Here is a 24791-nt window from a genome sequence, read left to right as displayed (position 1 = left end):
TGGGCCCCGTCATGGGCGGGGCCGGACAGACAAGCCTTCGGTATCAATGGCCCACCAGCTTCCCTCTCAGCGTTCCCGTCTGGCCCGTATCCTCTACGGTCTGCTCGCCTATGTATGCCTTGGCATCGGCATCGTCGCGATTTTCATTCCTGGCTTGCCCACCACCGAGTTCATCCTGATCGCCGCCTGGGCGGCTACCCGCAGCTCCCCTCGCCTCGCGGCCTGGCTCGAAGGCCATAAAGTGTTTGGGCCCATCATCAGTAACTGGCGCAACGGCAAAGTCATCACCCGCAAATCCAAGCTCGCAGCCACCTTGAGCATGCTGGTCTGTGCCGCCCTGATGTGGCTGATGCTGCGGCATTATTGGCCGATCTATGCCGCGATCGGCGGCATGGTGCTGGTCAACCTGTGGATCTGGTCTCGTCCAGAAGCTCTAAAAGTTTCCGAGCCTTAGTAACCCTTTCTCGGGAGAAGCTGAATCAGAAGCAACTGACGGTGCCATGCACGCCGTAAACGGTTTTTCGTGCGGGCAGCTATGCTGGGTAGCAATGCCCCGTTGCCCTCGGGGCACCCTATCAAGGAGCTCCGTCATGTTCGAACCTGGCCACCTGCATCTGGAACACACGCCCGTGCAAACGCCAGAGGTTGCTTACCGCCTGGACATCACCTACGCGCCCCAACAGGCCAGTGAAGGCACGGTCATGCACTTTCAGGTCACAGGCGACATTGCTGGCGCGCCCCTGGACCAACACTTCGACCTCCCCAGCGACCTGGCGTACAACTTCGCCAGCGACCTTGAGCACTTGGCCCGGCAACATGGCCTGCCCACCACGCAGGCACTGGCGCTACGCGCTCATCATGAATACGACGCAATGTTCAGCGACATCCAGCGCACGCTAGGACGACACAGCGGCGACGCCATTGCGACAGCGCATTTGCCGCACCTATGACAGGCCAACCGGCAACGGTTCCTTCCCAGCCAGCGGCGAGGCATAATTCCTGCCTTCAGCCGTCCAGGCCTGCCTCTGTTCATGCGTATACACGTCAGCTTTCAAGACCGCGTCGGCATCACCCAAGAGGTGCTAGCCCTGTTGGGCGCCCGCCACCTGAACCTTGATGCAGTCGAAATGGTGCCGCCCAACGTCTACATCGACGCCCCGACGCTAAGCCCAGCGGTGCTCGACGAACTACGCGGTGCGCTGTTCAGCGTAAACGGCGTACAAGCCGTGACGGTGGTGGACATCCTGCCGGGGCAGCGCCGGCATTTGCAGCTGGACGCCTTGCTGGCAGCCATGGGCGATCCGGTGTTGGCAGTAGACTCCTCAGGCAAGGTGTTGCTCGCCAACCCGGCCATGCTGTCGTTGTATGGCAGTGAGCCAGCGGGCCTGCCGGTGGATCAACTGTTCGACGACCCGGCCCTGTTGGCAGCGCTACAGGACAATGGCTTTCGCATGCCCTTGCGAGAAGTGTCCATCGAAGGTGAAACCCTGCTGCTTGAAGCAACGCCCATTGCCAATGCGGGCGCCTTGCTAACGCTGTATCCGCCCAATCGGATCGGTGAGCGCCTGGCAGCACTGCACCATGACCACGCCGAGGGCTTCGAGGCGCTACTAGGAGAATCAGCAGCCATCCGTCAGCTAAAGGCACGGGCGCAGCGCATCGCGACCCTCGACGCGCCGCTGCTGATCCAAGGCGAAACAGGCACCGGCAAGGAATTGGTCGCCCGCGCCTGTCATGGGGCCAGCGCCCGGCACAGCGCGCCCTTTCTCGCATTGAACTGCGCCGCCTTGCCCGAAAACCTGGCTGAAAGCGAATTGTTTGGCTACGCCCCTGGGGCGTTTACCGGCGCGCAGCGGGGAGGCAAGCCTGGCCTGATGGAGTTGGCGCATCAAGGCACGGTGTTTCTGGACGAGATCGGCGAGATGTCCCTGTACCTGCAAGCCAAGCTGCTGCGGTTTCTCAATGATGGCAGTTTCAGGCGGGTCGGGGGTGAGCGGGAGGTCAAGGTGAACGTACGCATCCTCAGCGCTACCCACCGGGACTTGGGCAAGATGGTCAATGAGGGCACGTTTCGTGAGGACCTCTACTACCGCCTCAACGTACTCAACCTGAATGTGCCGCCGTTGCGTGACCGTGGTCAGGACATTCTCCTGCTAGCCCGCTGGTTCATGCGCCAGGCGTGCGCCCAGATCGGCCGGCCGGTGTGTCGCTTGGCCCCCGGCACTTACCCTGCCCTGCTGGGTAACCGTTGGCCCGGCAATGTGCGGCAGTTACAGAACGTTATCTTCCGCGCGGCGGCGATTTCCGAGAGCACCCTGGTAGACATCGGTGACCTGGACATCGCCGGCACGTCAGTCGCCCAACAACGCGACCGCGAGATCCTCAGCCTGGAGCAGGCCATGGAAGACTACGAACGCACCTTGCTTGAAAAACTCTATGTGGACTACCCGTCCACCCGCCAACTCGCGACCCGTCTTCACACCTCCCATACCGCCATCGCCAATCGATTGCGCAAATACGGTATCCCAGGCGCCCACCGCCCTGACTGAGCGGAACGTTCCCGTTACGCCGTATCGACTTCTTTACAGCTGTGTACCCAGTGTTTATGGCTTTTCAAAAAATGCCTGTACGCATTTCGCTACAGTCGTCCGCGTTACTGTTCGCGCAGTGACTCAAATCCCCTGTAATTGCGGGCATTGGCGGTGTTGGCAATTAAATTGCAATGCAGTCAGTCACTTGCCTGCCTCGCGGGCGCACCTGTCTTTGTGCCAATAGGCGTTTAGGAGTGTTGATGAGCGGTTTGCGTTTTACCCAGGACCACGAATGGCTGCGCGCGGAAGCAGATGGTACTTACACCGTTGGCATCACGGCCTTCGCTCAAGAAGCCCTGGGTGATGTGGTGTTCGTGCAGTTGCCAGAGCTTGGCGGGTATGCCGAACATGACGAAGTGGCCGTGGTTGAATCCGTGAAAGCCGCCAGCAACGTGTACATGCCATTGGCAGGAGAGGTGATCGACGTCAATCCATCGCTGGACGACGCACCTGAGAAGGTCAACGAGGCGCCACTGGGCGATGGGTGGTTTTTCCGCTTCAAACCGACCGACGCCACGCAACTAGACCGCCTGTTGGACCAGACCGCCTACGCTGAATTGATCGCTCGCCAGGGTTGAGGACATACACATGCCGTTTGACGTTGAACTGACTACCGACAACGAATTCATTGGCCGCCACATCGGCCCACGCGCGGCCGACGAACAGGCCCTGCTTGGCACCCTCGGCTTCGACAGCCTGGATGCACTCACCGCTGCGGTTATCCCGGAAAGCATCAAGGGCACCAGTGTGCTCGGTGACAGCGCCGGCCAGAGCGAGGCCGATGCCTTGGCCGCACTCAAAGCCATTGCCGGGCAAAACCAGCTGCTTAAGAGCCTGATCGGTCAGGGTTATTACAATACCCACACGCCAGCCCCTATCCTGCGCAACCTGCTGGAAAATCCGGCCTGGTACACCGCATATACGCCCTACCAGCCAGAAATTTCCCAAGGCCGTCTCGAAGCCCTGCTTAATTTCCAGACCCTGGTCAGCGACCTGACCGGCTTGCCCATCGCCAACGCCTCGTTGCTGGACGAAGCCACCGCCGCCGCCGAGGCCATGACCTTCTGCAAACGCTTGTCCAAGAACCGTGCAGCGCATGCGTTCTTTGCCTCGGTGCATTGCCACCCGCAAACCCTGGACGTGTTGCGCACCCGTGCCGAGCCACTGGGCATCGAGGTGGTGGTGGCTGATGAACACACCCTTGAAGACACCAGCCGCTTCTTTGGCGCGCTGCTACAGTACCCTGCCAGCAACGGCGATCTGCTCGATTACGCTGCCGTGGTGGAGCGTTTTCACGCCAGCCAGGCCCTGGTGGCGGTCGCCGCTGACCTGCTGGCCCTCACCCTGCTAACGCCGCCTGGTGAGTTTGGCGCAGACGTCGCCATTGGCAGCGCGCAACGCTTTGGGGTCCCGCTGGGCTTCGGCGGCCCGCACGCGGCGTACTTCTCCACACTCGATACCTACAAGCGGGACATGCCTGGCCGTCTGGTGGGGGTCTCCATCGACCGCCATGGCAAGCCTGCCTACCGCTTGGCGATGCAAACCCGCGAGCAGCACATCCGCCGGGAAAAGGCCACCAGCAACATTTGCACGGCCCAGGTACTGTTGGCCAATATCGCCAGTATGTTTGCCGTATACCACGGCCCACAAGGGCTGCAACGCATCGCCAAACGTACCCATGCCCTTACGGCCATCCTTGCCGCTGGCCTGCGCGAGCTAGGCGTTGAGGTGGAGCAAACCTGCTTCTTCGACACCTTGACCCTGCGTACCGGTAGCAACACCGAACGCCTGCACACCGCAGCGCGCGCTGCCGGGTTCAACCTGCGCCAGGTCGATGAGCAACGCGTAGGGCTGTCCCTGGATGAAACCAGCCGCCAGGCTGACGTCGAAGCCCTCTGGGGCTTGTTCGGCAACGGCCAGCAACCTGACTTCGCTCAGTTGGCCACCCAAACCGACAGCGCGTTGCCCAAGGGCCAACTGCGCCAGAGCGCAATCCTCAGCCACCCGGTGTTCAACCGCTACCACTCTGAAACCGAGTTGATGCGCTACCTGCGTCGCCTGGCAGACAAAGACCTGGCATTGGACCGCACCATGATCCCGCTAGGCTCGTGCACCATGAAGCTCAACGCCGCCAGCGAAATGATCCCGGTGACCTGGGCAGAGTTCGGCAACCTGCACCCGTTTGCACCCACCGAGCAAAGCCAGGGTTACCAGACGCTCACCCAAGAGCTGGAAGCCATGCTGTGTGCCGCTACCGGCTATGACGCCGTGTCGCTGCAGCCAAACGCCGGTTCCCAAGGTGAGTACGCAGGCCTGTTGGCGATCCGTGCCTATCACCAGAGCCGTGGCGACAGCCAGCGTGACCTTTGCCTGATCCCCTCCTCCGCCCACGGCACCAACCCCGCCACGGCGCACATGGCCGGTATGCGGGTGATCGTCACTGCCTGCGACGCCCGCGGCAACGTGGACATCGACGACCTGCGCGCCAAGGCCCAGCAACACCGGGACCACCTGGCAGCCTTGATGATTACCTACCCGTCCACCCATGGCGTGTTCGAGGAAGGCATTGGTGAAATCTGCCAGATCATTCATGACAACGGCGGCCAGGTGTACATCGACGGCGCCAACATGAACGCCATGGTGGGCCTATGCGCACCGGGCAAGTTTGGCGGTGATGTGTCCCACCTGAACCTGCACAAAACCTTCTGCATCCCCCACGGTGGTGGCGGCCCAGGCGTAGGCCCCATTGGCGTGAAGGCGCACCTGGCGCCCTTCATGCCCGGCCATGCCCAGCTTGAACGCAAGGGTGGCGCCGTGTGTGCGGCACCCTTCGGCAGCGCAAGCATTCTGCCGATCACCTGGATGTACATCCGCATGATGGGTGGCGAAGGGCTCAAGCGTGCCTCACAAATGGCCATCCTCAATGCCAACTACATCGCTCGGCGGCTCGAGGAACATTACCCCGTGCTCTACACCGGTAGTAACGGCCTGGTCGCTCACGAGTGCATCCTGGACCTGCGCCCTATCAAGGACAGCAGCGGGATCAGCGTGGACGACGTAGCCAAGCGGCTGATCGACTTTGGCTTCCATGCCCCGACCATGTCCTTCCCGGTGGCAGGCACCTTGATGATCGAGCCCACCGAGAGCGAAGCCAAGGAAGAGCTGGACCGCTTCTGCGACGCGATGATCTGCATCCGTGAAGAAATTCGCGCGGTCGAGAGCGGCGCCTTGCACGCTGAGGACAACCCGCTTAAAAACGCGCCACACACGGCCGAAGAGCTGATGGGCGACTGGTCTCACAGCTACTCCCGCGAGCAGGCCGCCTACCCGCTCGCGAGCCTGCGCCCAAGCAAGTACTGGCCGCCGGTGGGCCGGGTAGACAACGTGTACGGCGACCGTAACCTGGTGTGCGCCTGCCCGCCCATCGAGTCGTACCAGGAAGCGTGATTCCACGGGGCGGCAGGCGCCGCCCCTTTCTGGTCTTCACCGGTTTGTCTTTGGAGGGCTCATGTCCCTGAGTGTGTTCGACCTGTTCAAGGTCGGTATTGGCCCGTCCAGCTCTCATACCGTGGGCCCGATGCGTGCGGCCGTGCGCTTCGTGGAAGGATTGCGCCGCGACGGCCTGCTCGCCAGCGTGACCCACGTCAAAGTGGAGCTGTACGGCTCGCTGGGTGCCACAGGCAAGGGCCATGGCAGCGATAAGGCGGTGTTGATGGGGCTCGAAGGCGAACAGCCGGACACCATTGACACGACCACTATCGATGCCCGGCTCGCGGCCATTCGTGCTAGTGGCCGGTTGCGGTTACTGGGCGAACACGCTATTGAGTTCGTCGAAAAACAGCATTTGGCGATGATTCGCAAGCCCTTGGCCTATCACCCCAACGGCATGATTTTCCGCGCATTCGACAGCGCCGGCCTTCAGTTGCGCAGCCGCGAATACTATTCCGTCGGGGGTGGTTTTGTAGTGGATGAAAGCGCTGCAGGGGCAGACCGCATCGTCGCTGACGTCACACCGCTGGCCTTCCCGTTCACCACTGCCAAGCAATTGCTGGCCCATTGTGCAGAGCAGCAGCTGTCCATCAGCGACGTGATGCTCGCTAACGAAGCGGCCTGGCGACCCGAGGCCGAGACCCGCGCCGGGCTACTGCATATCTGGCAAGTGATGCAGCAGTGCGTGGCCGCAGGCTGCGAGAATGAAGGCATCCTTCCAGGCGGCTTGAAAGTAAAGCGCCGCGCCGCCGGGCTGTACCGTCAATTACGCAGCAATCCCGAAGCAGCCCTGCGCGATAGCCTGTCAGTGCTGGACTGGGTGAACCTCTATGCACTGGCGGTAAACGAAGAAAACGCCAACGGCGGCCGCGTTGTCACTGCACCTACCAATGGCGCAGCTGGAATTGTGCCAGCCGTGCTGCATTACTACCGGCGATTTGTCCCCGGCGCCAGCGAGGATGGGGTGATCCGTTTCCTGCTAACCGCCGCCGCCATCGGCATCCTCTATAAAGAGAACGCGTCAATCTCCGGCGCGGAAGTGGGCTGCCAGGGTGAGGTAGGCGTGGCCTGCTCAATGGCCGCAGGCGCCCTGTGCGAGGTGCTGGGCGGCAATGTGCATCAGGTTGAAAACGCTGCCGAAATTGGCATGGAACACAACCTTGGCCTCACCTGCGACCCCATTGGCGGCCTGGTGCAGGTGCCGTGCATCGAGCGCAACGCCATGGGATCGGTCAAGGCCATTAATGCGGTGCGCATGGCACTGCGCGGTGACGGGCAACACTTTGTATCGCTCGACAAAGTGATACGCACCATGCGCCAGACCGGTGCCGACATGAAAAGCAAATACAAAGAAACCGCTCGCGGCGGCCTGGCGGTAAACATTATCGAATGCTGACAGCCACGGCTGCGGCGCAAGGAGTCAAGCAATGCCCGATGTCTTGTTAACAACACCGCTGCATGCCCTTCATCTGGAACAGGGTGCACGCATGGTGCCCTTCGCGGGCTACGACATGCCCGTGCAATACCCCTTGGGCGTGCTCAAGGAGCACCTCCATACCCGCGAGCAGGCGGGCTTGTTCGATGTGTCCCACATGGGCCAGATTCGCCTGCGCGGCCCCCAGGTGGCGGCTGCCCTGGAAGCCTTGGTGCCGGTAGACATCATTGACCTGCCCATCGGCACTCAGCGCTATGCCGTGTTCACCAATGAGCAGGGCGGTATCCTCGATGACCTGATGGTTGCAAAACTGGCCGACGACGAACTGTTTCTTGTCGTCAACGCTGCTTGCAAAGACGCTGACCTGGCCCATTTGCGAGCACACCTGGGCACTGGCGTCGAGATAGAGCCTTTGTTCGAAGCGCGGGCTTTACTCGCGCTGCAAGGCCCTAAGGCCGTCGACGTATTGGCCCGCCTGCAGCCAGAGGTTGCGGCCATGACGTTCATGCAGTTCGCTGCCGTGGAACTGGACGGCGCGGCCTGCTACGTGAGCCGGTCGGGCTATACCGGCGAAGACGGTTTTGAAATCTCTGTGCCGGCCGAGCAGGCCGAGCGCCTCGCCAAACGCTTGCTGGAAGCGCCTGAAGTGGCACTCATTGGCTTGGGTGCGCGCGATTCCTTGCGGCTGGAAGCCGGGCTATGCCTCTACGGCCATGACATGGACGCCAGCCTTACGCCTATCGAAGCCAGCCTGGGCTGGGCAATTTCCAAGGCGCGCCGAGCTGATGGCCTACGCGCGGGTGGTTTTCCAGGCGCCGAACGTCTTTATGCACAGCAACGAGAGGGTGTAACACGCAAGCGCGTGGGCCTATTGCCACAAGGCCGGATGCCTGTTCGTGAGGGCGCTGAGGTGGTCGATGCCAACGGCAGGGTAGTTGGCCAAGTCTGCAGCGGTGGTTTTGGCCCAACGTTAAACGCACCTGTTGCCATGGCCTTGATAGAAACGCACCTCAGTGGGTTGGATACAGAGTTGCATGCACTAGTCCGGGGCAAACCTGTCGCCGTGAAAGTTGCCCGTACGCCCTTTGTACCGCAGCGTTATTACAGAGGCTGAGGTTGTACAAGTGGTCGCCTGTCCAAGCGCTGTAACCAAAGGGTCATGGCGCTATGTTTGCATATTCGTTTCAGCTGTTTGCGATCCGGAATAACGAAGCCGTTGTTGTGTAGCAAAGTTGGAATAAGGGCATCGAAAAAGCAGGAAAAACGCGTGATTGCGGGCTCTTTCAGGGCTTGTTTTTCCAGCTGAAGTTAGCGTAGAGTCAGCCCCACTGTGTTTGCATGGGTCGCTATGGTTCGTGACCTGGGCAGTAGCGCGAGGCTTTGCTACAACCCGTTCGACGGCTCTTACTTTCCTGCAACCAGCAACAGCGTTCATTCAATGTCGAAGAACAGCTGACACTAATTTTGAGTTCCAAGGAATAAGATATGAGCACCCGTCAGAGCGGCACCGTCAAGTGGTTTAACGATGAAAAAGGCTTTGGTTTCATCACTCCTGAAAGTGGCCCGGACCTGTTCGTACACTTCCGTGCCATCCAAGGCAATGGCTTCAAAAGCCTGAAAGAAGGCCAGAAAGTTACCTTCGTTGCCGTGCAGGGCCAAAAAGGCATGCAGGCTGACGAAGTTCAAGCCGAAGCCTGACCCCTTCATAGAAAAGCCCCGGCTGGAAACAGCCGGGGCTTTTTTACGCCTGCGTGGCGCCACTGCCCATAGACCGCGACGCCCCTCGCACTACCCTGCCCTGCGCAGCAACCAGGCACCTGCGACCGCACACACGGTAGCGGGCAAGGCGACTGCCAGCAGCGGCGGGAACCCGAACACCAGGCTTGAAGGCCCTAGCAGGTCTTGAGCAATGCGGAACACGAAACCTACCAGCACGCCCGTAAACACACGCTGGCCGAGGGTAACGGAACGCAAGGGCCCGAAGATGAAGGAAATCGCCATGAGTACCAAGGCAGCCGTAACCAAGGGCTGCAACACTTTGGTCCAGAAGGCGAGCCAGTACTTGCCGCTATTCAGGCCCTGGGCACTGAGGTAATGGATGTAACTCCACAGGCCGGTGACGGACAGCGACTCAGGGGCCATGACCACGGTGCTTAGCAATTGAGGCGTGAGGGCCACATTCCACTGCTCGGTCTCTGCGGGCACCACTTCAGTGTGGTCACCCTTGAACAGCGTGGTTGTCACTTCACTCAACACCCAGTGGCCATTTTCATACACCGCCTTGCGAGCAAAGCTCGATTGCAGCAAATGCCGTTGATCATCGAACTCATAGCGGGTAACGCCATACAACAACCCCTGCGGCTGCACGGTGTTGATATGGATGTATTCGTTGCCCTGCCGGTGCCATAAGCCATGCTTGCCGCTTTGCGCATCGCCGCCGCCTTGCGCCAGTGAGCGCGCAGCCTGGGCCTGGTCTTCGGCACGAGGCGCCACGTACTCGCCAATCAGCACACCTGCGAGCATCAATACCAGCATGGGTTTCATGACGGCCCAAACGATACGCGGCACCGACACCCCAGCCGCGCGCATGATGGTCAATTCACTGCTGCTGGCCAGGCTGCCCAGCCCGATCAGGCACCCGATGAGTGCCGACATGGGCAAAAGCTCGTACAGGCGGCGGGGTGCGGTAAGGAGCACGTACCAGCCCGCGTCGCCCAGGGCGTAGGTGTCGCTGAGGTCACCCAACTCGTCGATCAGCGCAAACAGCGAAGCCAACCCCAGGATGATGCCCAGCACCGCCAGGATGGCCACGAACACGCTGCGGCCAATGTAGCCATCGAGTTTTCTCATTGGCCTACCCCCACCGGGCTACGCTGGCGTGAACGCGACAACCGCCATGGCCCCCACCCCATCAGGCCCACGCCAATGGCCAGGAACAGCAGGTGTACCCACCACAAGCCAAAGCCAATGGGCACGCGGCCTTTTTCAATGGCGCCGCGCAAGGAAATCAGGATGGTGAGGTAGGCCATGTACAACAGAATCGCGGGCAACAGTTTAAGGAAGCGGCCCTGGCGTGGGTTGACCCGTGCCAGGGGAACCGCCATGAGCGCGACCACGAACACCAGCAAGGGCAGTGACAAGCGCCATTGCAGCTCGGCGCGGTCGCGCAACTCGGAGGACCCCAGTAGCGTGCGGGTAGGAATGGCTTCGCGCTCGCTGATTTCTTCGCTCACTTCAGGGCGCGGCAGCATGACGCCATAGGTGTCATAGCGAATGGCGCGGTAATCAGGCTGCCCTGGGTTGCCGTCATAGCGGTAGCCGTTTTCCAAAATCAGGTAACGGTTACCGTTGGGGTCGACTTCCTGGCGGCCCTTATCGGCCACCAGCACGGAAATGCCCCGGTCTTTCTTGCCGTCGCCAGACTCACGCTTTTCGGAGATGAATACCCCCCCGAGGTTAGCCCGGTCTTCTGACAGCTCCTCGGTATAGGTCACGCGAGACCCGTCTCGCAACATTTGGAAGCGGCCGGGCACGAGCGTGTCGAACTCCGTGAGTGCGTCCTGCTGGTTGAGGATCTGTGCCACACGCGCCACGCCCTGCGGGGCCAGGCCCAGGCTGAGCCAGGCCACCAGCACCGCCACCACAGCAGCTGGGGCCATGGTGATCGCCAGCAAACGCTGCTGGCTCATGCCCGTGGCGGACAGCACGGTCATTTCGCTTTCAAGGTAAAGCCGCCCATAAGCCAACAAAATGCCCAGGAACAGCCCCAGCGGCAATATCAGCTGCAAAAAGCCGGGCAGGCGATAGCCCATGATCTGAAACAGCACCCCCGGATCAAGGGCGCCGCTGGCGGCTTGCGCAAGGTACTTGATGAAGCGCCCGCTCATGATGATAACCAGCAACACAGCGCTTACGGCACTGAGGGTCACCAAGACTTCGCGGGATAAATAGCGGAAAACGATCAAACGAGACACTCCGGGGTTACCAGGCTCAGCGGCCATGTGCCTGCGTGGCGTACGCAGGCCCAACGGAAAAAGTGCGCGCATTATCCTGTGAATAGGGGTTGCTGTCACTTGGCTACGCGTCTCGGGGTTGTCAGCGGCAGAGGCTCAGGCTCACACTGAGCGCTTATGCCTGCGCAAACCGGTGCGATACGCCCCGCGGACGTCGAACAACTGATTGAGGACGCTAAATGGAACTGCTTGTAAAAAGCCTGAACGCCGAAACGCTAAAAACCGCCACCCTGGTAGTACCAATCAGCGAAGGCCGTGCACTGGGTGCTGTTGCCCGCAAGCTGGACGAGCAATGCAGCGGTGCGATCAGCGCAGTGCTCAAGCGCGGCGACCTGGAAGGCAAGGCTGGCCAAACCCTGTTGCTGCACAGCCTGCCTGGCGTAAAAGCCGAGCGCGTCCTGCTGCTAGGCGTCGGCAAGGGCGCCCTTAACGACCGGCAATGGCGCAAGGCAATTGCCGCAGCGGCCGGGATCCTGAAAAACCTGGGTGGCGCCGACGCAGCACTGGCTCTGGATGAAGTGACGGTCGCCGAGCGTGGTGCCTACGCCAAGGCCCGCCTGTTGGCCGAGACCCTACTCGATGCCTTCTATGTGTTCGAGCGCTATAAAAGCAAGAAAGCTGACCCTCGTGCCCTCACGAAAATCACACTGGTCACCGCCAAAGTTGACGTCGAGGACGTAGAGCGCGCCCTTCAGCACGCACGCGCCATCGGCCTGGGCATGACCCTTACGCGCGACCTGGGCAACATGCCACCCAACATCTGCCACCCGACATTCTTGGGCGAGCTGGCTAAAGGCATGGCCAAGGATCATAAAAACCTCAAGGTCGAGGTGCATGACGAGAAAAAACTCCAGCAGTTGGGCATGGGGTCTTTCCTTGCAGTCAGCCAAGGCAGCGCCCAGCCGCCACGGCTAATCGTCGCGCAGTACCAGGGGGGCGGCAAAAGCGAACAACCTTACGTGCTGGTGGGCAAAGGCATCACCTTCGATACCGGCGGCATCAGCATCAAGCCCAGCGCCAACATGGATGAAATGAAGTTCGACATGTGCGGCGCCGCGAGCGTATTCGGTACCCTGCGTGCGGTACTGGAGCTGCAACTGCCCATCAACCTAGTGTGCATCATGGCCTGCGCCGAGAACATGCCCAGCGGCACGGCCACTCGCCCAGGCGATATCGTGGAAACCATGAGCGGGCAAACGGTGGAAATCCTCAATACGGACGCCGAGGGGCGCTTGGTGTTGTGCGATGCGCTCACCTTCGCCGAGCGCTTCAAGCCCAAGGCAGTGGTGGACATCGCTACCCTTACCGGCGCCTGCGTGGTAGCCCTGGGTGGCCATACCTCTGGCCTGCTGGGTAATAACGACGGCCTGATCCAGGACCTGCTCTCGGCTGGCCGTAACGCCGATGACCGCGCCTGGCAGCTGCCGCTGTTCGAAGAATATCAGGAACAGTTGGACAGCCCCTTCGCCGACATCGCCAACATCGGCGGCCCCAAGGCCGGCACGATCACCGCAGCCTGCTTCCTGTCGCGCTTCGCCAAGAGCTACGACTGGGCGCACCTGGACATCGCCGGCACAGCGTGGGTCAGCGGTAAAGACAAAGGCGCCACTGGCCGCCCTGTCCCGCTGCTCACCCAGTACCTGCTCGACCGCGCCACCGTTTGAGTAGACGCCCCTGGCCGGCGCCCTCGCCGGCCAGGGGCCTTGCCGCCATGACTCAAGTCGACTTCTACATTCTGCCCAGCCCGCTGCCGTCGGCGCGGCTGGATTTCGCCTGCAAACTGGCCGAAAAGGCCTGGCGCCTTGGCCATCAGGTTCACATTCACTGTATGGACGCAGAGCAACGCGCAGCCCTGGATGCCCGCCTATGGGCCTTTAAAGGCGAAAGCTTCGTGCCCCATAGCGAGGCCGAACAGTTGGGCGAAGCGCCTGTGACCCTTGGCCTGCATGAACCCGTTGGCGAACAGGATGACCTGCTCATCAACCTCACGCTGGCCGTGCCAAGCTTCGTAGGGCGCTTTGCCCGCGTGGCAGAAATCGTCATTGCCGACCCGCCCGTGCGCAACCAAGCCCGGGAGAATTTCCGCTTCTATCGCGAACAGGGCTATCCTCTACAGGACCACCGCCTGACGCGTATCTGAGTTCCTCCCCATGGATAAACCCACGCCATTGCCTAACTCCCACAAGCTGCTCGACGACCTGGAGTCCATCCGCCGCTTGCTAGGGGATGAGTCGCTCGAACCACCGGTGCTCACTGAAACTGTGGAAAACCAGGCGCCGGAAGCCATACCCTTGCTGTCCGAGCCCGTCGAGCCGCCCACCCTGACCCAGGCTGAGGCTACACCTCTGGTACCGGTTGCGCCGGTACAGGCCTCACCCGCGCAGAACCGCCAGGACACCCTGCTGCACCTGGACGCCGAGCTACGCGAAGCGGCCAAACGCATCATGCAGGACGTGATCGACGACTTCGCGCCCCACATCGAAACCGAGATCAAGCGGCGGCTGGAGGCACGGATGCAACGCCTGCTGGACCTCCCAGGTGGCGCTTGAGCCTGCAGCATCACCACGCGCCACTACCTTTCATACAACGCCTAGACACCCCAACGTGCTGAGGATGTGATGAAGCCTACCTGCCTTGCCCTGCTACTCAGTGTGCTAAGCCTGCCAACGCTGGCACAGGCTCCGTTTACCCCACACCCACTCGCTGCCGAGCCCTATGCCGTGGTGGCAGTGGACAAGCAGCTCGAAACGCAGCGCCGCCGCTCCGCTGAGTACGCCCGCCAGGCCAACCGGGCAGCGGAATACCGGCAACAGCAGTGGCGCGCTGCCCAGCGCCGCGAACACCTGCGCCTGGACGGGCTGCGCAAGCGCCAGCAGGCCGAGCAGGCAGAAGACCAACGCCGCTAACGTTCCAGCCAACCGGCTGCTGGGCACGGGCCCGGCAGGCCGACGCCGCCTACACCCTGGCCGCCCTTCCCGTTATACTGTCCGGCTTATTCGAATACTTGCCTTACAGGGCCCTGCCGCGCATGGACAAGACCTACCAGCCGCACGCCATTGAAACTACTTGGTACCAGACCTGGGAAGCCCAGAATTACTTTGCGCCCCAGGGGTCTGGTAACCCCTACACCATCATGATCCCGCCGCCAAACGTCACCGGCAGCCTGCACATGGGCCATGGTTTCAACAATGCGATCATGGACGCCCTGATCCGCTTCCGCCGCATGCAGGACCGCAACACCTTGTGGCAGCCTGGCACCGACCATGCCGGCATCGCGACCCAAATGCTGGTCGAGCGCCAGCTCGAAGCCAAGGGGCAAAGCCGTCACGACCTGGGCCGGGAGAAATTCCTGGAAAAAATCTGGGAATGGAAAGACCAGTCCGGCGGCAACATCAGCCGGCAGATCCGTCGCCTGGGCTCTTCGGTAGACTGGACCCGCGAGCGCTTCACCATGGACGATGGCCTGTCCGAGGCTGTGAAAGAAGCCTTCGTGCGCTTACATGAAGATGGTCTGATCTACCGTGGCAAGCGCCTGGTGAACTGGGATACCAAGCTGCACACGGCCATCTCCGACCTCGAAGTGGAAAACCACGACGAGAAAGGCTTCCTGTGGAACCTCAAGTACCCGCTGGCCGACGGCGCGAAAACCGCCGAGGGCCATGACTACCTGATCGTTGCGACTACCCGCCCGGAAACCATGCTGGGCGACGCCGCGGTGGCCGTTAACCCCAAGGACGAACGCTATCAGGCCCTGATTGGCCAGTTCGTAGAGCTGCCGCTGGTGGGCCGACGCATCCCGATCATCGGTGACGATTACTGCGACCCGGAATTTGGCACCGGGTGCGTCAAGATCACCCCGGCTCACGATTTCAACGACTATGAAGTGGGCAAGCGGCACGCGCTGCCCCTGCTGAACATTTTCGACAAGAATGCCAACGTGCTGGCCAGCGCCCAGGTATTCAACCTCGACGGCAGCCTCAATACCCAACTCGATGCCAGCCTGCCTGCGAGCTACGCCGGGCTGGATCGCTTCGAGGCACGCAAGCGGATCGTTGCAGATTTCGACGCAGCCGGTCTGCTGGTAAGTGTGGACGACCACGCACTCAAGGTGCCCAAGGGCGACCGCTCCGGTACGGTGATAGAGCCGTGGCTCACTGACCAATGGTATGTCTCTACCAAGGCCTTGGCCGAGCCTGCGATTGCTGCGGTGGAAAACGGCGACATCCAGTTCGTGCCCAAACAGTACGAGAACATGTATTTCTCCTGGATGCGCGACATCCAGGATTGGTGCATCAGCCGTCAGCTCTGGTGGGGCCACAGGATTCCCGCCTGGTATGACGACAGCGGCAAGGTATACGTGGGCCGCAGCGAAACCGAAGTGCGCAGCAAGCATGGGCTGGGCGCCGAGGTGAAGCTGGAGCAGGACAACGACGTACTGGACACCTGGTTCAGCTCTGGCCTATGGACGTTCTCGACCCTGGGCTGGCCTGAGCAAACCGAGTTCCTCAAGACCTTCCACCCTACCGACGTGCTGGTCACAGGCTTCGACATCATTTTCTTCTGGGTTGCCCGGATGATCATGCTCACCCTGCACTTGGTGAAAAACCCCGACGGTACGTCTCAAGTCCCCTTCAAGACGGTGTACGTGCATGGGCTGGTACGCGACGGCCAGGGCCAAAAAATGTCCAAGTCCAAGGGCAACGTGCTCGACCCACTGGACATCGTGGACGGCATTACCCTGGACGCCTTGCTGGAAAAACGCACCACCGGCCTGATGCAGCCCAAGCTTGCGGATAAAATCGCCAAGCAGACCCGCGCTGAATTTCCGGACGGTATCGACAGCTACGGTACCGATGCCTTGCGCTTCACGTTCTGCTCCTTGGCGTCCACAGGGCGTGACATCAAGTTCGACATGGGCCGGGTAGAGGGCTACCGCAACTTCTGCAACAAGATCTGGAACGCGGCGCGCTATGTCCTGGATAAAGGCGAAGACTGCGGCCAGAACGGCGAACCGGTCGAGCTGTCCCTGGCAGACCGGTGGATCATTTCCCAGCTTCAGCGCACCGAGGCAGAAGTCACCCGCCAGTTGGACCAGTTCCGCTTCGACCTGGCGGCGCAGGCCCTCTATGAGTTCATCTGGAACCAGTACTGCGACTGGTACCTGGAGCTGTCCAAGCCTGTGCTATGGGACGAAAACGCGCCCGTGGAGCGCCAGCGTGGCACTCGCCGCACGTTGGTGCGGGTACTGGAAGTGGCGCTGCGTCTGGCCCATCCCTTCATGCCGTTCATCACCGAAGAAATCTGGCAGCGCCTGGCGCCGTTGGCCGGCGTCGAAGGCAAGACCATCATGCTGCAACCCTGGCCGGTGGCCGTGGACGCACGGATCGATGAGCACGCCGAGCGGGACATCGAGTGGGTGAAAGCGCTGATGCTTGGCGTACGCAGCATTCGCGGTGAAATGAACATAGGCCCGGGCAAGCCGCTGCAACTGTTCCTTAACCATGCCAGCGGCGAAGATCGCCGCCGCCTGGCCGAGAACGAGCACCTGTTGCGCAAGCTGGCCAAGATCGAGTCGTTCACGCTGCTGGGGCCCGAGGACCAGGCGCCCATGAGCGCGACCGCGCTGGTAGGTGAGCTCGAAGTGCTAGTCCCTATGGCCGGGCTGATCGACAAAGACGCCGAGCTGGCTCGCCTGGATAAAGAAATCCAGCGCCTGCAAGGCGAAGTTCAGCGGGTGGGCGGCAAATTGTCCAACGCAGCCTTCGTTGACAAGGCGCCACCTGCCGTCATCGACAAAGAGCGCGCACGAATGGCCGAAGCCGAGCAGGCCCTGGCCAAGCTGGCCGAGCAACATACGCGGATCAGCGCGCTGTAACGCCTCCCTCGCGGCGGGTCATCCCTGACCCGCCGTTTTCTTCAGGGCACCCTCATGAAAGCCACGCTCCACCCGCGCAACCGTCACCAGGGGCGCTACGACTTCCCCATGCTCATACAAGGCACGCCAGAATTGGCAGGCTTCGTCATCACCAACCCTTACGGCAAGCCCAGCATTGACTTCGCTGACCCTGCGGCCGTGCGGGTCTTCAACCGCGCCCTGCTCAAAGCGCTCTATGGCGTGAAGTTCTGGGACATCCCAGCAGGCTACCTTTGCCCACCCGTCCCTGGGCGCGCGGATTACATACACGGGGTGGCCGACCTGCTCGCCAGTGATGCCCAAGGTACGTTGCCCAGGGGCCCAGGTATAAAAGCCTTGGACATCGGCACGGGTGCCAACTGCATTTACCCCTTGCTAGGCCACTTGGACTACCGCTGGCGTTTCGTAGCGTCCGATATCGACCCGGTGGCGCTGGCATCGGCCAAGGTCATCCTCTCCGCCAATGGGTTGGCAAACGCCGTGGAGCTTCGTCATCAACCGCAGCCGCGCTGTATTCTCGACGGCGTGATCCAGCAAACGGACCGCTTCGATGTCACCCTCTGCAATCCACCTTTCCATGCATCGGCTGACGCTGCGGTCGCTGGCAGTCAACGCAAATGGCGAGCACTGGGCAAAGCAGACCCTTCACGCAAGCTGCCTGTACTCAATTTTGGCGGGCAGAACAACGAGTTGTGGTGTGAGGGCGGGGAATTGCGCTTCGTTAGCCAGCTGATCGCAGAGAGCGGCGCCTACGCCCAGCAGGTGAAGTGGTTCACCACGCTGGTCTCGAAAGCGTCTAACCTGCCTGCCCTACTGACCGGGCTTCGTCGCGCAGGCGCCCTGGACACCCGCGAGGTTGCCATGGGGCAGGGGCAGAAGCAGAGCCGCTTCCTGGCCTGGACGTTCCAAGCGCCTGAGCAGCGCGAACGGCGCCCATAAAAAAACCGTGCCCAAAAAGGGCACGGCCTTTAAACAAGCAATAACTTACTTGTTGACTGCGTCGGTCAGCACCTTGGCTGGAACGAACTTCACCACTTTTTTGGCAGCGATTTCGATTGCTGCGCCAGTGGATGGGTTACGGCCAGTGCGCGCTGGGCGCTCGGAGACCTTCAGCTTGCCAATGCCCGGCAGAGTGATTTCGCCGCCGTTTTCCAACTGATCGGCAACGATCTGACCGAGCTGCTCGAGTGCGTTTTTGGCGGTAGCCTTAGGCGCGTCCACAGCTTCAGCGATGTCAGCGATCAGTTGGTCTTTGGTAAGTGCCATTGTGGTGTTCCTTCCCTTTCAAATTCGTTTGGGTTGCCAGAGCAACGTCAGCCGTCGGACCGGCCCCAGCGGGGCCCGGCGTCTGGGTACAGCCACGCCAATCGGCAAATGTAGATGCCCAAATCCTTGTTTGGTTCGAGCTAACCGCTGCCGGTAAAGCGGGCCAACGCCAGGGCCATCGGACAGGCCGTTGGCACACTAGCGCAAGAGCCGGCAAAACTAGCACAGAGCCAGATAAATATCCGCCACAAAGGCAGTAAATATTAAGGTTTATTGATTTTTTGATTAAAAAACAGGCAAATACCTGCTCAAGCGAGGCACCTTGCCGCAGCCCTTGCCCCGCTGCAATAGCGCCAACGGGCTCGCCCTATCACGCCCTCCTCAAGTACTTACGGTACACTTGGCGTTTTTCCGCTATCGCCCGAGGCGCTTATGCCGATCCGTCACTGTATCGTTCACCTGATCGACAAAAAGCCCGATGGCACTCCGGCCGTACTGCACGCCCGTGATCACGAACTTGAGCATTCCCAAGCGCTCGATGACATGCTGGCCGACCTCAATGAAAGCTATAACGCCAAGCAAGGCAAGGCGTGGGGGCTGTTCCACGAGGAGTCCGGGGCCTACCCTTTCAGTGGTTGGCTCAAAGCGTACCTTGAGGAGGAGCGCGACTTTACAGCCTTCACTCGCGAGGCGGTCGAGCACCTGCAGAAGCTGATGGAGGAGTCCAACCTCTCGGTGGGCGGGCATGTGCTGTTCGCCCATTACAACCAGGGCATGACCGATTATCTGGCCATTGCCCTGCTTCACCACAGCGAAGGCGTAGCTGTTACCAAAGATCTGGATGTCACCCCTTCCCGGCACCTGGACCTGGGGCAGCTTCACTTGGCGGCCCGTATCAATGTGTCGGAATGGCAGAACAATCGTCAGTCCAAGCAATACATCTCTTTCATCAAAGGCAAAAATGGCAAAAAAGTGTCGGATTACTTCCGTGACTTTATCGGCTGCCAGGAGGGCGTGGACGGCCCTGGCGAGACCCGTACGCTGCTCAAGGCCTTCAGTGACTACGTAGAAAGCGAAGACCTCCCCGAAGACGCTACCCGCGAGAAAACCAAAGCGCTGGTCGATTACGCCACCTCTCAAACCCGGATGGGCGAGCCTGTAGAACTGGAAGAGCTTTCTGGCTTGATCGATGAAGACCGCCCGCGTGCGTTCTATGAACACATCCGCAATAAAGATTACGGCCTGTCACCGGAAATCCCAGCGGACAAGCGCACCCTTAATCAATTTCGCCGGTTCACAGGCCGAGCCGAAGGCCTGTCCATCAGTTTCGAGGCACACCTGCTCGGCTCGAAAATCGAATACGACGAGGCGGCCGGCACGCTGATCATCAAAGGGTTGCCTACGCAGCTCACCGACCAGCTCAAGCGTAGGAAAGATTGAGCAAGGTCGGGCCCGACCAGCGTGGCCCGACCAGCGTGGCCCGACCGCCACACAGGGTTGCGTTAAGCGCCTTTGATGCCGAAGCCCATGCGTGGGAAATGCACATGTACCACGCCCGCGCGCTCATCTTCGCGGCGGATAACGATTTCTTCCTGGTCACAGAACATCAGCTCGCCTGTCACCGCTTCCACACCGTAGTCGGTCGCTGCAACGCTAACAGCGTCACTGGCCTTGAAGCCGCTAGGGTCTACGAAGTCGATTTCGGGGAACGCTGCAGGCTGAGCGGCCTTGGACGCTGCCAGGGCGTCGGCGCCGGTCATGTCCGATGAGGTGCCATGACCGAACGCCATCACCCGCTCAAGCCAGGCCACTACGCTGGGGTAGCCCTCTACCAGGCCTGAGGTGACCGGGGTGGCCCTCAGGAACCACAAGGTGTGAGCCAGGGCAAAGTCGGCATAACTGGGCTCGCCAAACAGAAACGCACCCGCCGATTGCAGTTGCTGCTCTACACGGCCAATGATCGCTGGCCATTGATGACGGGCGATCTCGATCGGCAACCGGCTGGCCGTGCCCCCACTGAACAGTTTGGCACGGTCTGCCAGGAAGCCCTCGCGCTGTTCAGGGGTCAGCCGCGCGAAACGCGCAGCGGCGGATTCTGGCTGGAACACAAAACTCACGGCGTGCGGGAACACCACAGAGCCGGCCCATGCGCCGAAGGTCGCAACCACCGCTTGTTTGTCGGCCGGAAACAGGGCCGGCGTGGGCTGTACCTTATCCAGCTGCCGAGCAATCAGCGCGGTGTCGCAGTACACGTCTGCGCCAATTTGCAGCACGGGGGTTTTGCGATAACCACCGGTCAACGCCGTCAGGTCAGGCTTGGGCATTACCGCGGGAATGAGCACCGAATGCCAGGCCAGGCCTTTGAACCCCAGCATCAGGCGGACTTTTTCGGCATACGGAGACGTTGGATAGTGGTGCAGGATCAAAGCGGTCATTGCGGCATCCCAGGCAGGTTCAAGAAGCGACAGCTTAGCCTGACCCAGGGCTTCAAGCCTACCTGCCTGGCAGGGCACCTTCCAGGCTCGCGTGCTCAGGGCCCTGCCATTGCACCGCCATTGCCTCCTTCACCCGCTTGGGCAAGCGTTTGATGCTGCGCTCCAGGCGCAACGCATCACCTTTTTCACCACAGCGCTGGACATACACCAACGCTACGGCCGGGCTGGAACGGAAGAACCGTGCGCCCTTGCCGCGCTGGTGAGCGGCGAAACGCCGCTGGGGGTCGTTGCTGATGCCACAATACAACGCACCGTTCTGGGCCCGCACAAGGTACACGGACCAAGGCGCAGGGCTGGCGTCATCCATCGGTGCGCTCGCTGCGTGCGTTTACCAGGCGGGCACGGCCTGCCCCCATACCGGCCAAGGCCGCTGCCACTCCAATGCCGCCGAACACCCACCCCATCACAGCCCAGCCTCCGCTGGCGTCATGTACCACCCCTACCGCCAGAGGGCCCATGGATGCCAAGGTGTACCCTACCCCTTGCGCCATGCCTGAAAGGCTTGCAGCAATCTGAGCATTGGCCGAACGCAGCACGATGAGCGTAAGCGCGACGGCAAACAGCCCGCCCTGCCCCAGCCCTAGCACAAACGCCCAGCCCCATAGCCCACCGAGCGGCGCATAGAGGCAGCCGAACAGCCCCGCCAAGGTAAGCGCCAGCACACAGAGGATCGCCACCCGCTGATCGCGTTGCCGCGTGGCCAACCAGGGCGCGCTGAGCGAGCTGACCAGTTGCATGATGATCGAGCCCGATGTCACCAGCCCGGCTTGAGCGGGGGATAAGCCGCGATCGATCAAAATGGAGGGAAGCCAGCCGAACACGATATAGGCCAGCGAGGACTGCAACCCCATGAACAGCGTAACTTGCCACGCCAAAGGGTCACGCAGCAGGCCCTGCACTTTATACCTGGGCTTGCCCAAGTGATTGGGGTGGCGAGCTTGAGGCCACCAAGCGATAGCCGCGATCACCGCAGGGATCAACCAAACGCCAAGCCCGAGCCGCCAACTGCCGTCGAACGCCTGGCTCAGGGGAACGCTACCGCCTGATGCTAACGCAGCACCCAGGCACAGGGCCATGGTATAGACCCCTGTCAGGGTGCCGGCATGGGCCGGGAAATCCCGCTTGACGATACCTGGCAGTAGCACTCCGATGATGCCAATGCTTGCCCCCGCTACAACGCTACCGGCAAACAACCCTACAGTGCCTAACTGAGTACGCAGCAGGATCCCGCTCGCCAGTACCAGCAGTACCCCGCCAATGGTGCGTTCAGCACCAAAGCGGCGTGCCAGTAGCGGCGCCAGTGGGGCAAATAACCCAAGGCACAGTACGGGCAACGTGGTCAGCACGCCTGCTGTGGCGGTACTCATGCCCAGGTCTGCGGACACTTGCCGAAGCAAAGGCGACAAGCTCGACAAGGCAGGCCGCAGATTCAAGGCCACTAGCACCAGCGCCCCTATCAACAGCGCAGGTGCCCAGGCACCACGTGCGGAAGCGATGTTCGGCGAGGAGGTATCGGCAGGCATAGAAGGGCTCGGCAGGCAGTGAAGGGTTGCGCAAATGCGCAAACCCGGCACTTTACGCCTGCGAGGTGAAAAGGATCAATGGTCAGGCTTCGTGGCTAGTCCTGTTCGCCAGCTGTCGCTAGCTCCTACCTCGTGCATGTGAAGGACCCAGCGCCTGCTGGCGAGTGCCGTTGCCAGAGCTTTTAGTGAATGATCTGGCTAAGGAACAACCGCGTACGGTCGCTTTGTGGGCGGTCGAAGAAGTCGTCAGGCGCGGCTTGCTCGACGATTTCGCCTTTGTCCATGAAGATCACGCGGTTGGCCACGGTACGGGCAAAGCCCATTTCATGGGTCACGCACAGCATGGTCATGCCGTCTTCGGCCAGCCCGATCATGGTGTCGAGTACTTCTTTGACCATCTCAGGGTCTAGTGCGGAGGTGGGCTCATCGAACAGCATGATCTTGGGTTTCATGCACAAGGCCCGGGCAATGGCTACTCGCTGCTGCTGCCCGCCCGAAAGCTGGCCGGGGAACTTGTTCGCCTGCTCTGGAATGCGCACACGCTCCAAGTAATGCATGGCAATTTCTTCAGCCTGGCGCTTGGGCATCTTGCGCACCCACATGGGCGCCAACGTGCAGTTTTGAAGGATCGTCAGGTGAGGGAACAAGTTGAAGTGCTGGAACACCATGCCCACTTCACGGCGAATGGCCTCGATCTGCTTGAGGTCATTGGTCAGCTCAACGCCGTCCACCACAATGCTGCCCTGTTGATGCTCTTCCAGCCGATTGATGCAACGGATGGTAGTGGACTTGCCCGAGCCGGACGGGCCGCACAACACGATACGCTCCCCCTGCTGAACGTTGAGGTTGATGTCTTTCAGTACGTGGAACTGGCCGTACCACTTGTTTACGCCGGTCATGCGGATGATGCCTTCGGCGCTGGCGACGTGCTTGATAGGGTTGTTCATGTTCTCTCCTGACGCTTAACGCTTATGACCGGTATCCAGCTTGCGCTCCAGGTGTATGGAGTAGCGGGACATGCCGAAACAGAAAATCCAGAACACCAGGGCCGCGAACACATAGCCCTCGGTAGCCATGCCGAGCCACTTAGGGTCGGCAGCCGCTTGCTTGACGCTGTTGAGCAGGTCGAACAGCCCAATGATGATGACCAGGCTGGTGTCCTTGAACAGTGCGATGAAGGTGTTCACCAGACCTGGAATCACCAGCTTCAACGCTTGAGGCAAGACCACTAGCCCCATGCTCCGCCAGTACCCCAGCCCCATCGCCGACGCAGCTTCGTACTGCCCCTTCGGAATGGCTTGCATGCCGCCGCGCACCACTTCCGCCACATAGGCGGACTGGAACAGGATGACCCCGATCAGGGCCCGTAGCAGCTTGTCGAAGTTCATGCCTTCAGGCAGGAATAGCGGCAACATAACCGAACTCATGAACAGCACGGTAATGAGCGGTACGCCCCGCCAGAACTCGATAAAGGTCACGCACACCACTTTGATGGCGGGCATTTTCGAACGACGCCCCAGCGCCAGCACGATACCTAGCGGCAACGCCCCGGCAATACCGACGGTGGCGATCACCAGGGTGAGCATCAGGCCACCCCACCGGGTGGTAGGTACGTTGGTCAGGCCCAACACGCCGCCGTGCAGCAGGCACCAGGCGATGATGGGGTACAGGATCAGGAAGCCGATACCGTACTTGACCTTGTTCGGCACCTTGCTGATGAACAACGGCGCAGCGCCGATGACCGCCAGGCACACGGTGAGGTCTACGCGCCAGCGCAGCTCAACAGGGTAATAGCCATACATGAACTGGCCGATACGCTGCTCGATGAAGACCCAGCAGGCACCGGCCTTGGTGCAGTCTTCCCGCACCGTACCCACCCAGTTGGCATCGAAAATGGCCCAGTTCAGGGCCGGCGGGACGATCACCCATATAAGGTAGAGCGCAAGTAGGGTAAGGAGCGTGTTGAACCACCCTGAGAACAGGTTGGCGCGCATCCAGGCGACCGCGCCCACGGCCTTGGCCGGTGGCGGCTGGTCGGGTTTGAAAACATAAGCAGTCATGGGCT

The 24791-nt window shown here is 61.0% G+C and carries 23 protein-coding genes; 15 read left to right on the top strand and 8 right to left on the bottom strand.

Going from position 1 to position 24791, the window contains the following annotated elements:
• Positions 1-46: 46 nt before the first annotated feature.
• The 8 genes from AC4LE2_RS04360 (at position 47) to AC4LE2_RS04325 (ending at position 9213) form a co-directional block, all read left to right on the top strand.
• The gene (locus tag AC4LE2_RS04360; protein ID WP_491824334.1) at positions 47-454 is read left to right on the top strand and encodes a YbaN family protein; all 408 of its coding nucleotides are present in this window, start codon (positions 47-49) and stop codon (positions 452-454) included.
• Positions 455-590: 136 nt separating this feature from the next.
• Entirely contained in the window at positions 591-950 is a 360-nt protein-coding gene (locus AC4LE2_RS04355; RefSeq protein WP_491824332.1) for a DUF5064 family protein, read from the top strand.
• An 81-nt stretch (positions 951-1031) separates the two neighbouring features.
• Complete coding sequence (gene gcsR / locus AC4LE2_RS04350; RefSeq protein WP_491824330.1) at positions 1032-2549, top strand: transcriptional regulator GcsR; 1518 nt, start codon at positions 1032-1034, stop codon at positions 2547-2549.
• 242 nt (positions 2550-2791) lie between these two features.
• On the top strand, positions 2792-3169 hold the full coding sequence (gene gcvH / locus AC4LE2_RS04345; RefSeq protein WP_491824328.1) for a glycine cleavage system protein GcvH: 378 nt from the start codon (positions 2792-2794) through the stop codon (positions 3167-3169).
• A gap of 10 nt (positions 3170-3179) precedes the next feature.
• Complete coding sequence (gene gcvP / locus AC4LE2_RS04340) at positions 3180-6038, top strand: aminomethyl-transferring glycine dehydrogenase (RefSeq protein ID WP_491824326.1); 2859 nt, start codon at positions 3180-3182, stop codon at positions 6036-6038.
• Between the two features lie 61 nt (positions 6039-6099).
• On the top strand, positions 6100-7476 hold the full coding sequence (locus tag AC4LE2_RS04335; RefSeq protein WP_491824324.1) for an L-serine ammonia-lyase: 1377 nt from the start codon (positions 6100-6102) through the stop codon (positions 7474-7476).
• A 31-nt stretch (positions 7477-7507) separates the two neighbouring features.
• On the top strand, positions 7508-8629 hold the full coding sequence (gene gcvT / locus AC4LE2_RS04330) for a glycine cleavage system aminomethyltransferase GcvT (RefSeq protein ID WP_491824322.1): 1122 nt from the start codon (positions 7508-7510) through the stop codon (positions 8627-8629).
• Between the two features lie 371 nt (positions 8630-9000).
• Positions 9001-9213, top strand: coding sequence for a cold-shock protein (locus AC4LE2_RS04325; RefSeq protein ID WP_003227496.1), 213 nt, complete (start codon positions 9001-9003; stop codon positions 9211-9213).
• Between the two features lie 90 nt (positions 9214-9303).
• Here AC4LE2_RS04325 and lptG read toward each other — a convergent pair whose 3' ends face one another.
• A complete protein-coding gene (lptG, locus tag AC4LE2_RS04320) occupies positions 9304-10365 on the bottom strand; it encodes an LPS export ABC transporter permease LptG (protein ID WP_491824319.1) in 1062 nt (353 codons plus the stop codon).
• A complete protein-coding gene (gene lptF / locus AC4LE2_RS04315) occupies positions 10362-11480 on the bottom strand; it encodes an LPS export ABC transporter permease LptF (RefSeq protein ID WP_491828039.1) in 1119 nt (372 codons plus the stop codon). The genes lptG and lptF overlap by 4 nt, the downstream gene beginning before the upstream one ends.
• A 227-nt stretch (positions 11481-11707) precedes the next feature.
• Here lptF and AC4LE2_RS04310 point away from each other — a divergent pair, with 227 nt between their 5' ends.
• The 6 genes from AC4LE2_RS04310 (at position 11708) to rlmF (ending at position 18381) form a co-directional block, all read left to right on the top strand.
• Positions 11708-13192 (top strand): leucyl aminopeptidase, encoded by a 1485-nt coding sequence (locus AC4LE2_RS04310; protein WP_491824317.1) that lies wholly within the window; start codon positions 11708-11710, stop codon positions 13190-13192.
• 47 nt (positions 13193-13239) lie between these two features.
• On the top strand, positions 13240-13668 hold the full coding sequence (locus AC4LE2_RS04305) for a DNA polymerase III subunit chi (protein ID WP_491824315.1): 429 nt from the start codon (positions 13240-13242) through the stop codon (positions 13666-13668).
• 10 nt (positions 13669-13678) lie between these two features.
• Positions 13679-14077: a DNA polymerase III subunit chi gene (locus AC4LE2_RS04300; protein ID WP_491824313.1), complete on the top strand. Its 399-nt coding sequence runs from the start codon at positions 13679-13681 to the stop codon at positions 14075-14077.
• 69 nt (positions 14078-14146) lie between these two features.
• Complete coding sequence (locus AC4LE2_RS04295; RefSeq protein WP_491824312.1) at positions 14147-14434, top strand: hypothetical protein; 288 nt, start codon at positions 14147-14149, stop codon at positions 14432-14434.
• A 122-nt stretch (positions 14435-14556) separates the two neighbouring features.
• On the top strand, positions 14557-17403 hold the full coding sequence (locus tag AC4LE2_RS04290; protein ID WP_491824310.1) for a valine--tRNA ligase: 2847 nt from the start codon (positions 14557-14559) through the stop codon (positions 17401-17403).
• A gap of 54 nt (positions 17404-17457) precedes the next feature.
• A complete protein-coding gene (gene rlmF, locus AC4LE2_RS04285; protein ID WP_491824308.1) occupies positions 17458-18381 on the top strand; it encodes a 23S rRNA (adenine(1618)-N(6))-methyltransferase RlmF in 924 nt (307 codons plus the stop codon).
• 45 nt (positions 18382-18426) lie between these two features.
• Here the strand turns inward: rlmF and AC4LE2_RS04280 are convergent, their stop codons facing one another.
• Complete coding sequence (locus AC4LE2_RS04280; RefSeq protein WP_491824306.1) at positions 18427-18708, bottom strand: HU family DNA-binding protein; 282 nt, start codon at positions 18706-18708, stop codon at positions 18427-18429.
• A 432-nt stretch (positions 18709-19140) separates the two neighbouring features.
• Between AC4LE2_RS04280 and yejK the strand changes: the two genes are divergently transcribed.
• The gene (gene yejK, locus AC4LE2_RS04275) at positions 19141-20148 is read left to right on the top strand and encodes a nucleoid-associated protein YejK (RefSeq protein WP_491824304.1); all 1008 of its coding nucleotides are present in this window, start codon (positions 19141-19143) and stop codon (positions 20146-20148) included.
• Between the two features lie 62 nt (positions 20149-20210).
• Here the strand turns inward: yejK and AC4LE2_RS04270 are convergent, their stop codons facing one another.
• The 5 genes from AC4LE2_RS04270 to AC4LE2_RS04250 all read right to left on the bottom strand — a co-directional run bounded on the left by AC4LE2_RS04270 (position 20211) and on the right by AC4LE2_RS04250 (position 24786).
• Positions 20211-21143, bottom strand: a complete 933-nt coding sequence (locus tag AC4LE2_RS04270; protein WP_491824302.1) for a glutathione S-transferase family protein — start codon at positions 21141-21143, stop codon at positions 20211-20213.
• A gap of 58 nt (positions 21144-21201) precedes the next feature.
• The gene (locus AC4LE2_RS04265) at positions 21202-21510 is read right to left on the bottom strand and encodes a GIY-YIG nuclease family protein (protein WP_491824301.1); all 309 of its coding nucleotides are present in this window, start codon (positions 21508-21510) and stop codon (positions 21202-21204) included.
• Positions 21503-22726, bottom strand: coding sequence for a CynX/NimT family MFS transporter (locus AC4LE2_RS04260; RefSeq protein ID WP_491824299.1), 1224 nt, complete (start codon positions 22724-22726; stop codon positions 21503-21505). The genes AC4LE2_RS04265 and AC4LE2_RS04260 overlap by 8 nt, the downstream gene beginning before the upstream one ends.
• Before the next feature lie 182 nt (positions 22727-22908).
• Positions 22909-23673, bottom strand: a complete 765-nt coding sequence (locus AC4LE2_RS04255) for an amino acid ABC transporter ATP-binding protein (protein ID WP_491824297.1) — start codon at positions 23671-23673, stop codon at positions 22909-22911.
• 15 nt (positions 23674-23688) lie between these two features.
• Complete coding sequence (locus AC4LE2_RS04250; protein WP_491824295.1) at positions 23689-24786, bottom strand: amino acid ABC transporter permease; 1098 nt, start codon at positions 24784-24786, stop codon at positions 23689-23691.
• Between the last annotated feature and the right edge of the window lie 5 nt (positions 24787-24791).

The organism is Pseudomonas sp. 9.3L (assembly GCF_058536285.1).
This window is presented reverse-complemented; position numbering and strand designations above follow the sequence as displayed.

What these genes read in the sequence shown, in the direction of transcription:
- AC4LE2_RS04360 (WP_491824334.1), top strand. Translation starts at nt 47, where the DNA reads ATGGCCCACCAGCTTCCCTCTCAGCGTTCCCGTCTGGCCCGTATCCTC.
- AC4LE2_RS04355 (WP_491824332.1), top strand. Translation starts at nt 591, where the DNA reads ATGTTCGAACCTGGCCACCTGCATCTGGAACACACGCCCGTGCAAACG.
- gcsR (WP_491824330.1), top strand. Translation starts at nt 1,032, where the DNA reads ATGCGTATACACGTCAGCTTTCAAGACCGCGTCGGCATCACCCAAGAG.
- gcvH (WP_491824328.1), top strand. Translation starts at nt 2,792, where the DNA reads ATGAGCGGTTTGCGTTTTACCCAGGACCACGAATGGCTGCGCGCGGAA.
- gcvP (WP_491824326.1), top strand. Translation starts at nt 3,180, where the DNA reads ATGCCGTTTGACGTTGAACTGACTACCGACAACGAATTCATTGGCCGC.
- AC4LE2_RS04335 (WP_491824324.1), top strand. Translation starts at nt 6,100, where the DNA reads ATGTCCCTGAGTGTGTTCGACCTGTTCAAGGTCGGTATTGGCCCGTCC.
- gcvT (WP_491824322.1), top strand. Translation starts at nt 7,508, where the DNA reads ATGCCCGATGTCTTGTTAACAACACCGCTGCATGCCCTTCATCTGGAA.
- AC4LE2_RS04325 (WP_003227496.1), top strand. Translation starts at nt 9,001, where the DNA reads ATGAGCACCCGTCAGAGCGGCACCGTCAAGTGGTTTAACGATGAAAAA.
- lptG (WP_491824319.1), bottom strand. Translation starts at nt 10,365, where the DNA reads ATGAGAAAACTCGATGGCTACATTGGCCGCAGCGTGTTCGTGGCCATC.
- AC4LE2_RS04310 (WP_491824317.1), top strand. Translation starts at nt 11,708, where the DNA reads ATGGAACTGCTTGTAAAAAGCCTGAACGCCGAAACGCTAAAAACCGCC.
- AC4LE2_RS04305 (WP_491824315.1), top strand. Translation starts at nt 13,240, where the DNA reads ATGACTCAAGTCGACTTCTACATTCTGCCCAGCCCGCTGCCGTCGGCG.
- AC4LE2_RS04300 (WP_491824313.1), top strand. Translation starts at nt 13,679, where the DNA reads ATGGATAAACCCACGCCATTGCCTAACTCCCACAAGCTGCTCGACGAC.
- AC4LE2_RS04295 (WP_491824312.1), top strand. Translation starts at nt 14,147, where the DNA reads ATGAAGCCTACCTGCCTTGCCCTGCTACTCAGTGTGCTAAGCCTGCCA.
- AC4LE2_RS04290 (WP_491824310.1), top strand. Translation starts at nt 14,557, where the DNA reads ATGGACAAGACCTACCAGCCGCACGCCATTGAAACTACTTGGTACCAG.
- rlmF (WP_491824308.1), top strand. Translation starts at nt 17,458, where the DNA reads ATGAAAGCCACGCTCCACCCGCGCAACCGTCACCAGGGGCGCTACGAC.
- AC4LE2_RS04280 (WP_491824306.1), bottom strand. Translation starts at nt 18,708, where the DNA reads ATGGCACTTACCAAAGACCAACTGATCGCTGACATCGCTGAAGCTGTG.
- yejK (WP_491824304.1), top strand. Translation starts at nt 19,141, where the DNA reads ATGCCGATCCGTCACTGTATCGTTCACCTGATCGACAAAAAGCCCGAT.
- AC4LE2_RS04270 (WP_491824302.1), bottom strand. Translation starts at nt 21,143, where the DNA reads ATGACCGCTTTGATCCTGCACCACTATCCAACGTCTCCGTATGCCGAA.
- AC4LE2_RS04265 (WP_491824301.1), bottom strand. Translation starts at nt 21,510, where the DNA reads ATGGATGACGCCAGCCCTGCGCCTTGGTCCGTGTACCTTGTGCGGGCC.
- AC4LE2_RS04260 (WP_491824299.1), bottom strand. Translation starts at nt 22,726, where the DNA reads ATGCCTGCCGATACCTCCTCGCCGAACATCGCTTCCGCACGTGGTGCC.
- AC4LE2_RS04255 (WP_491824297.1), bottom strand. Translation starts at nt 23,673, where the DNA reads ATGAACAACCCTATCAAGCACGTCGCCAGCGCCGAAGGCATCATCCGC.
- AC4LE2_RS04250 (WP_491824295.1), bottom strand. Translation starts at nt 24,786, where the DNA reads ATGACTGCTTATGTTTTCAAACCCGACCAGCCGCCACCGGCCAAGGCC.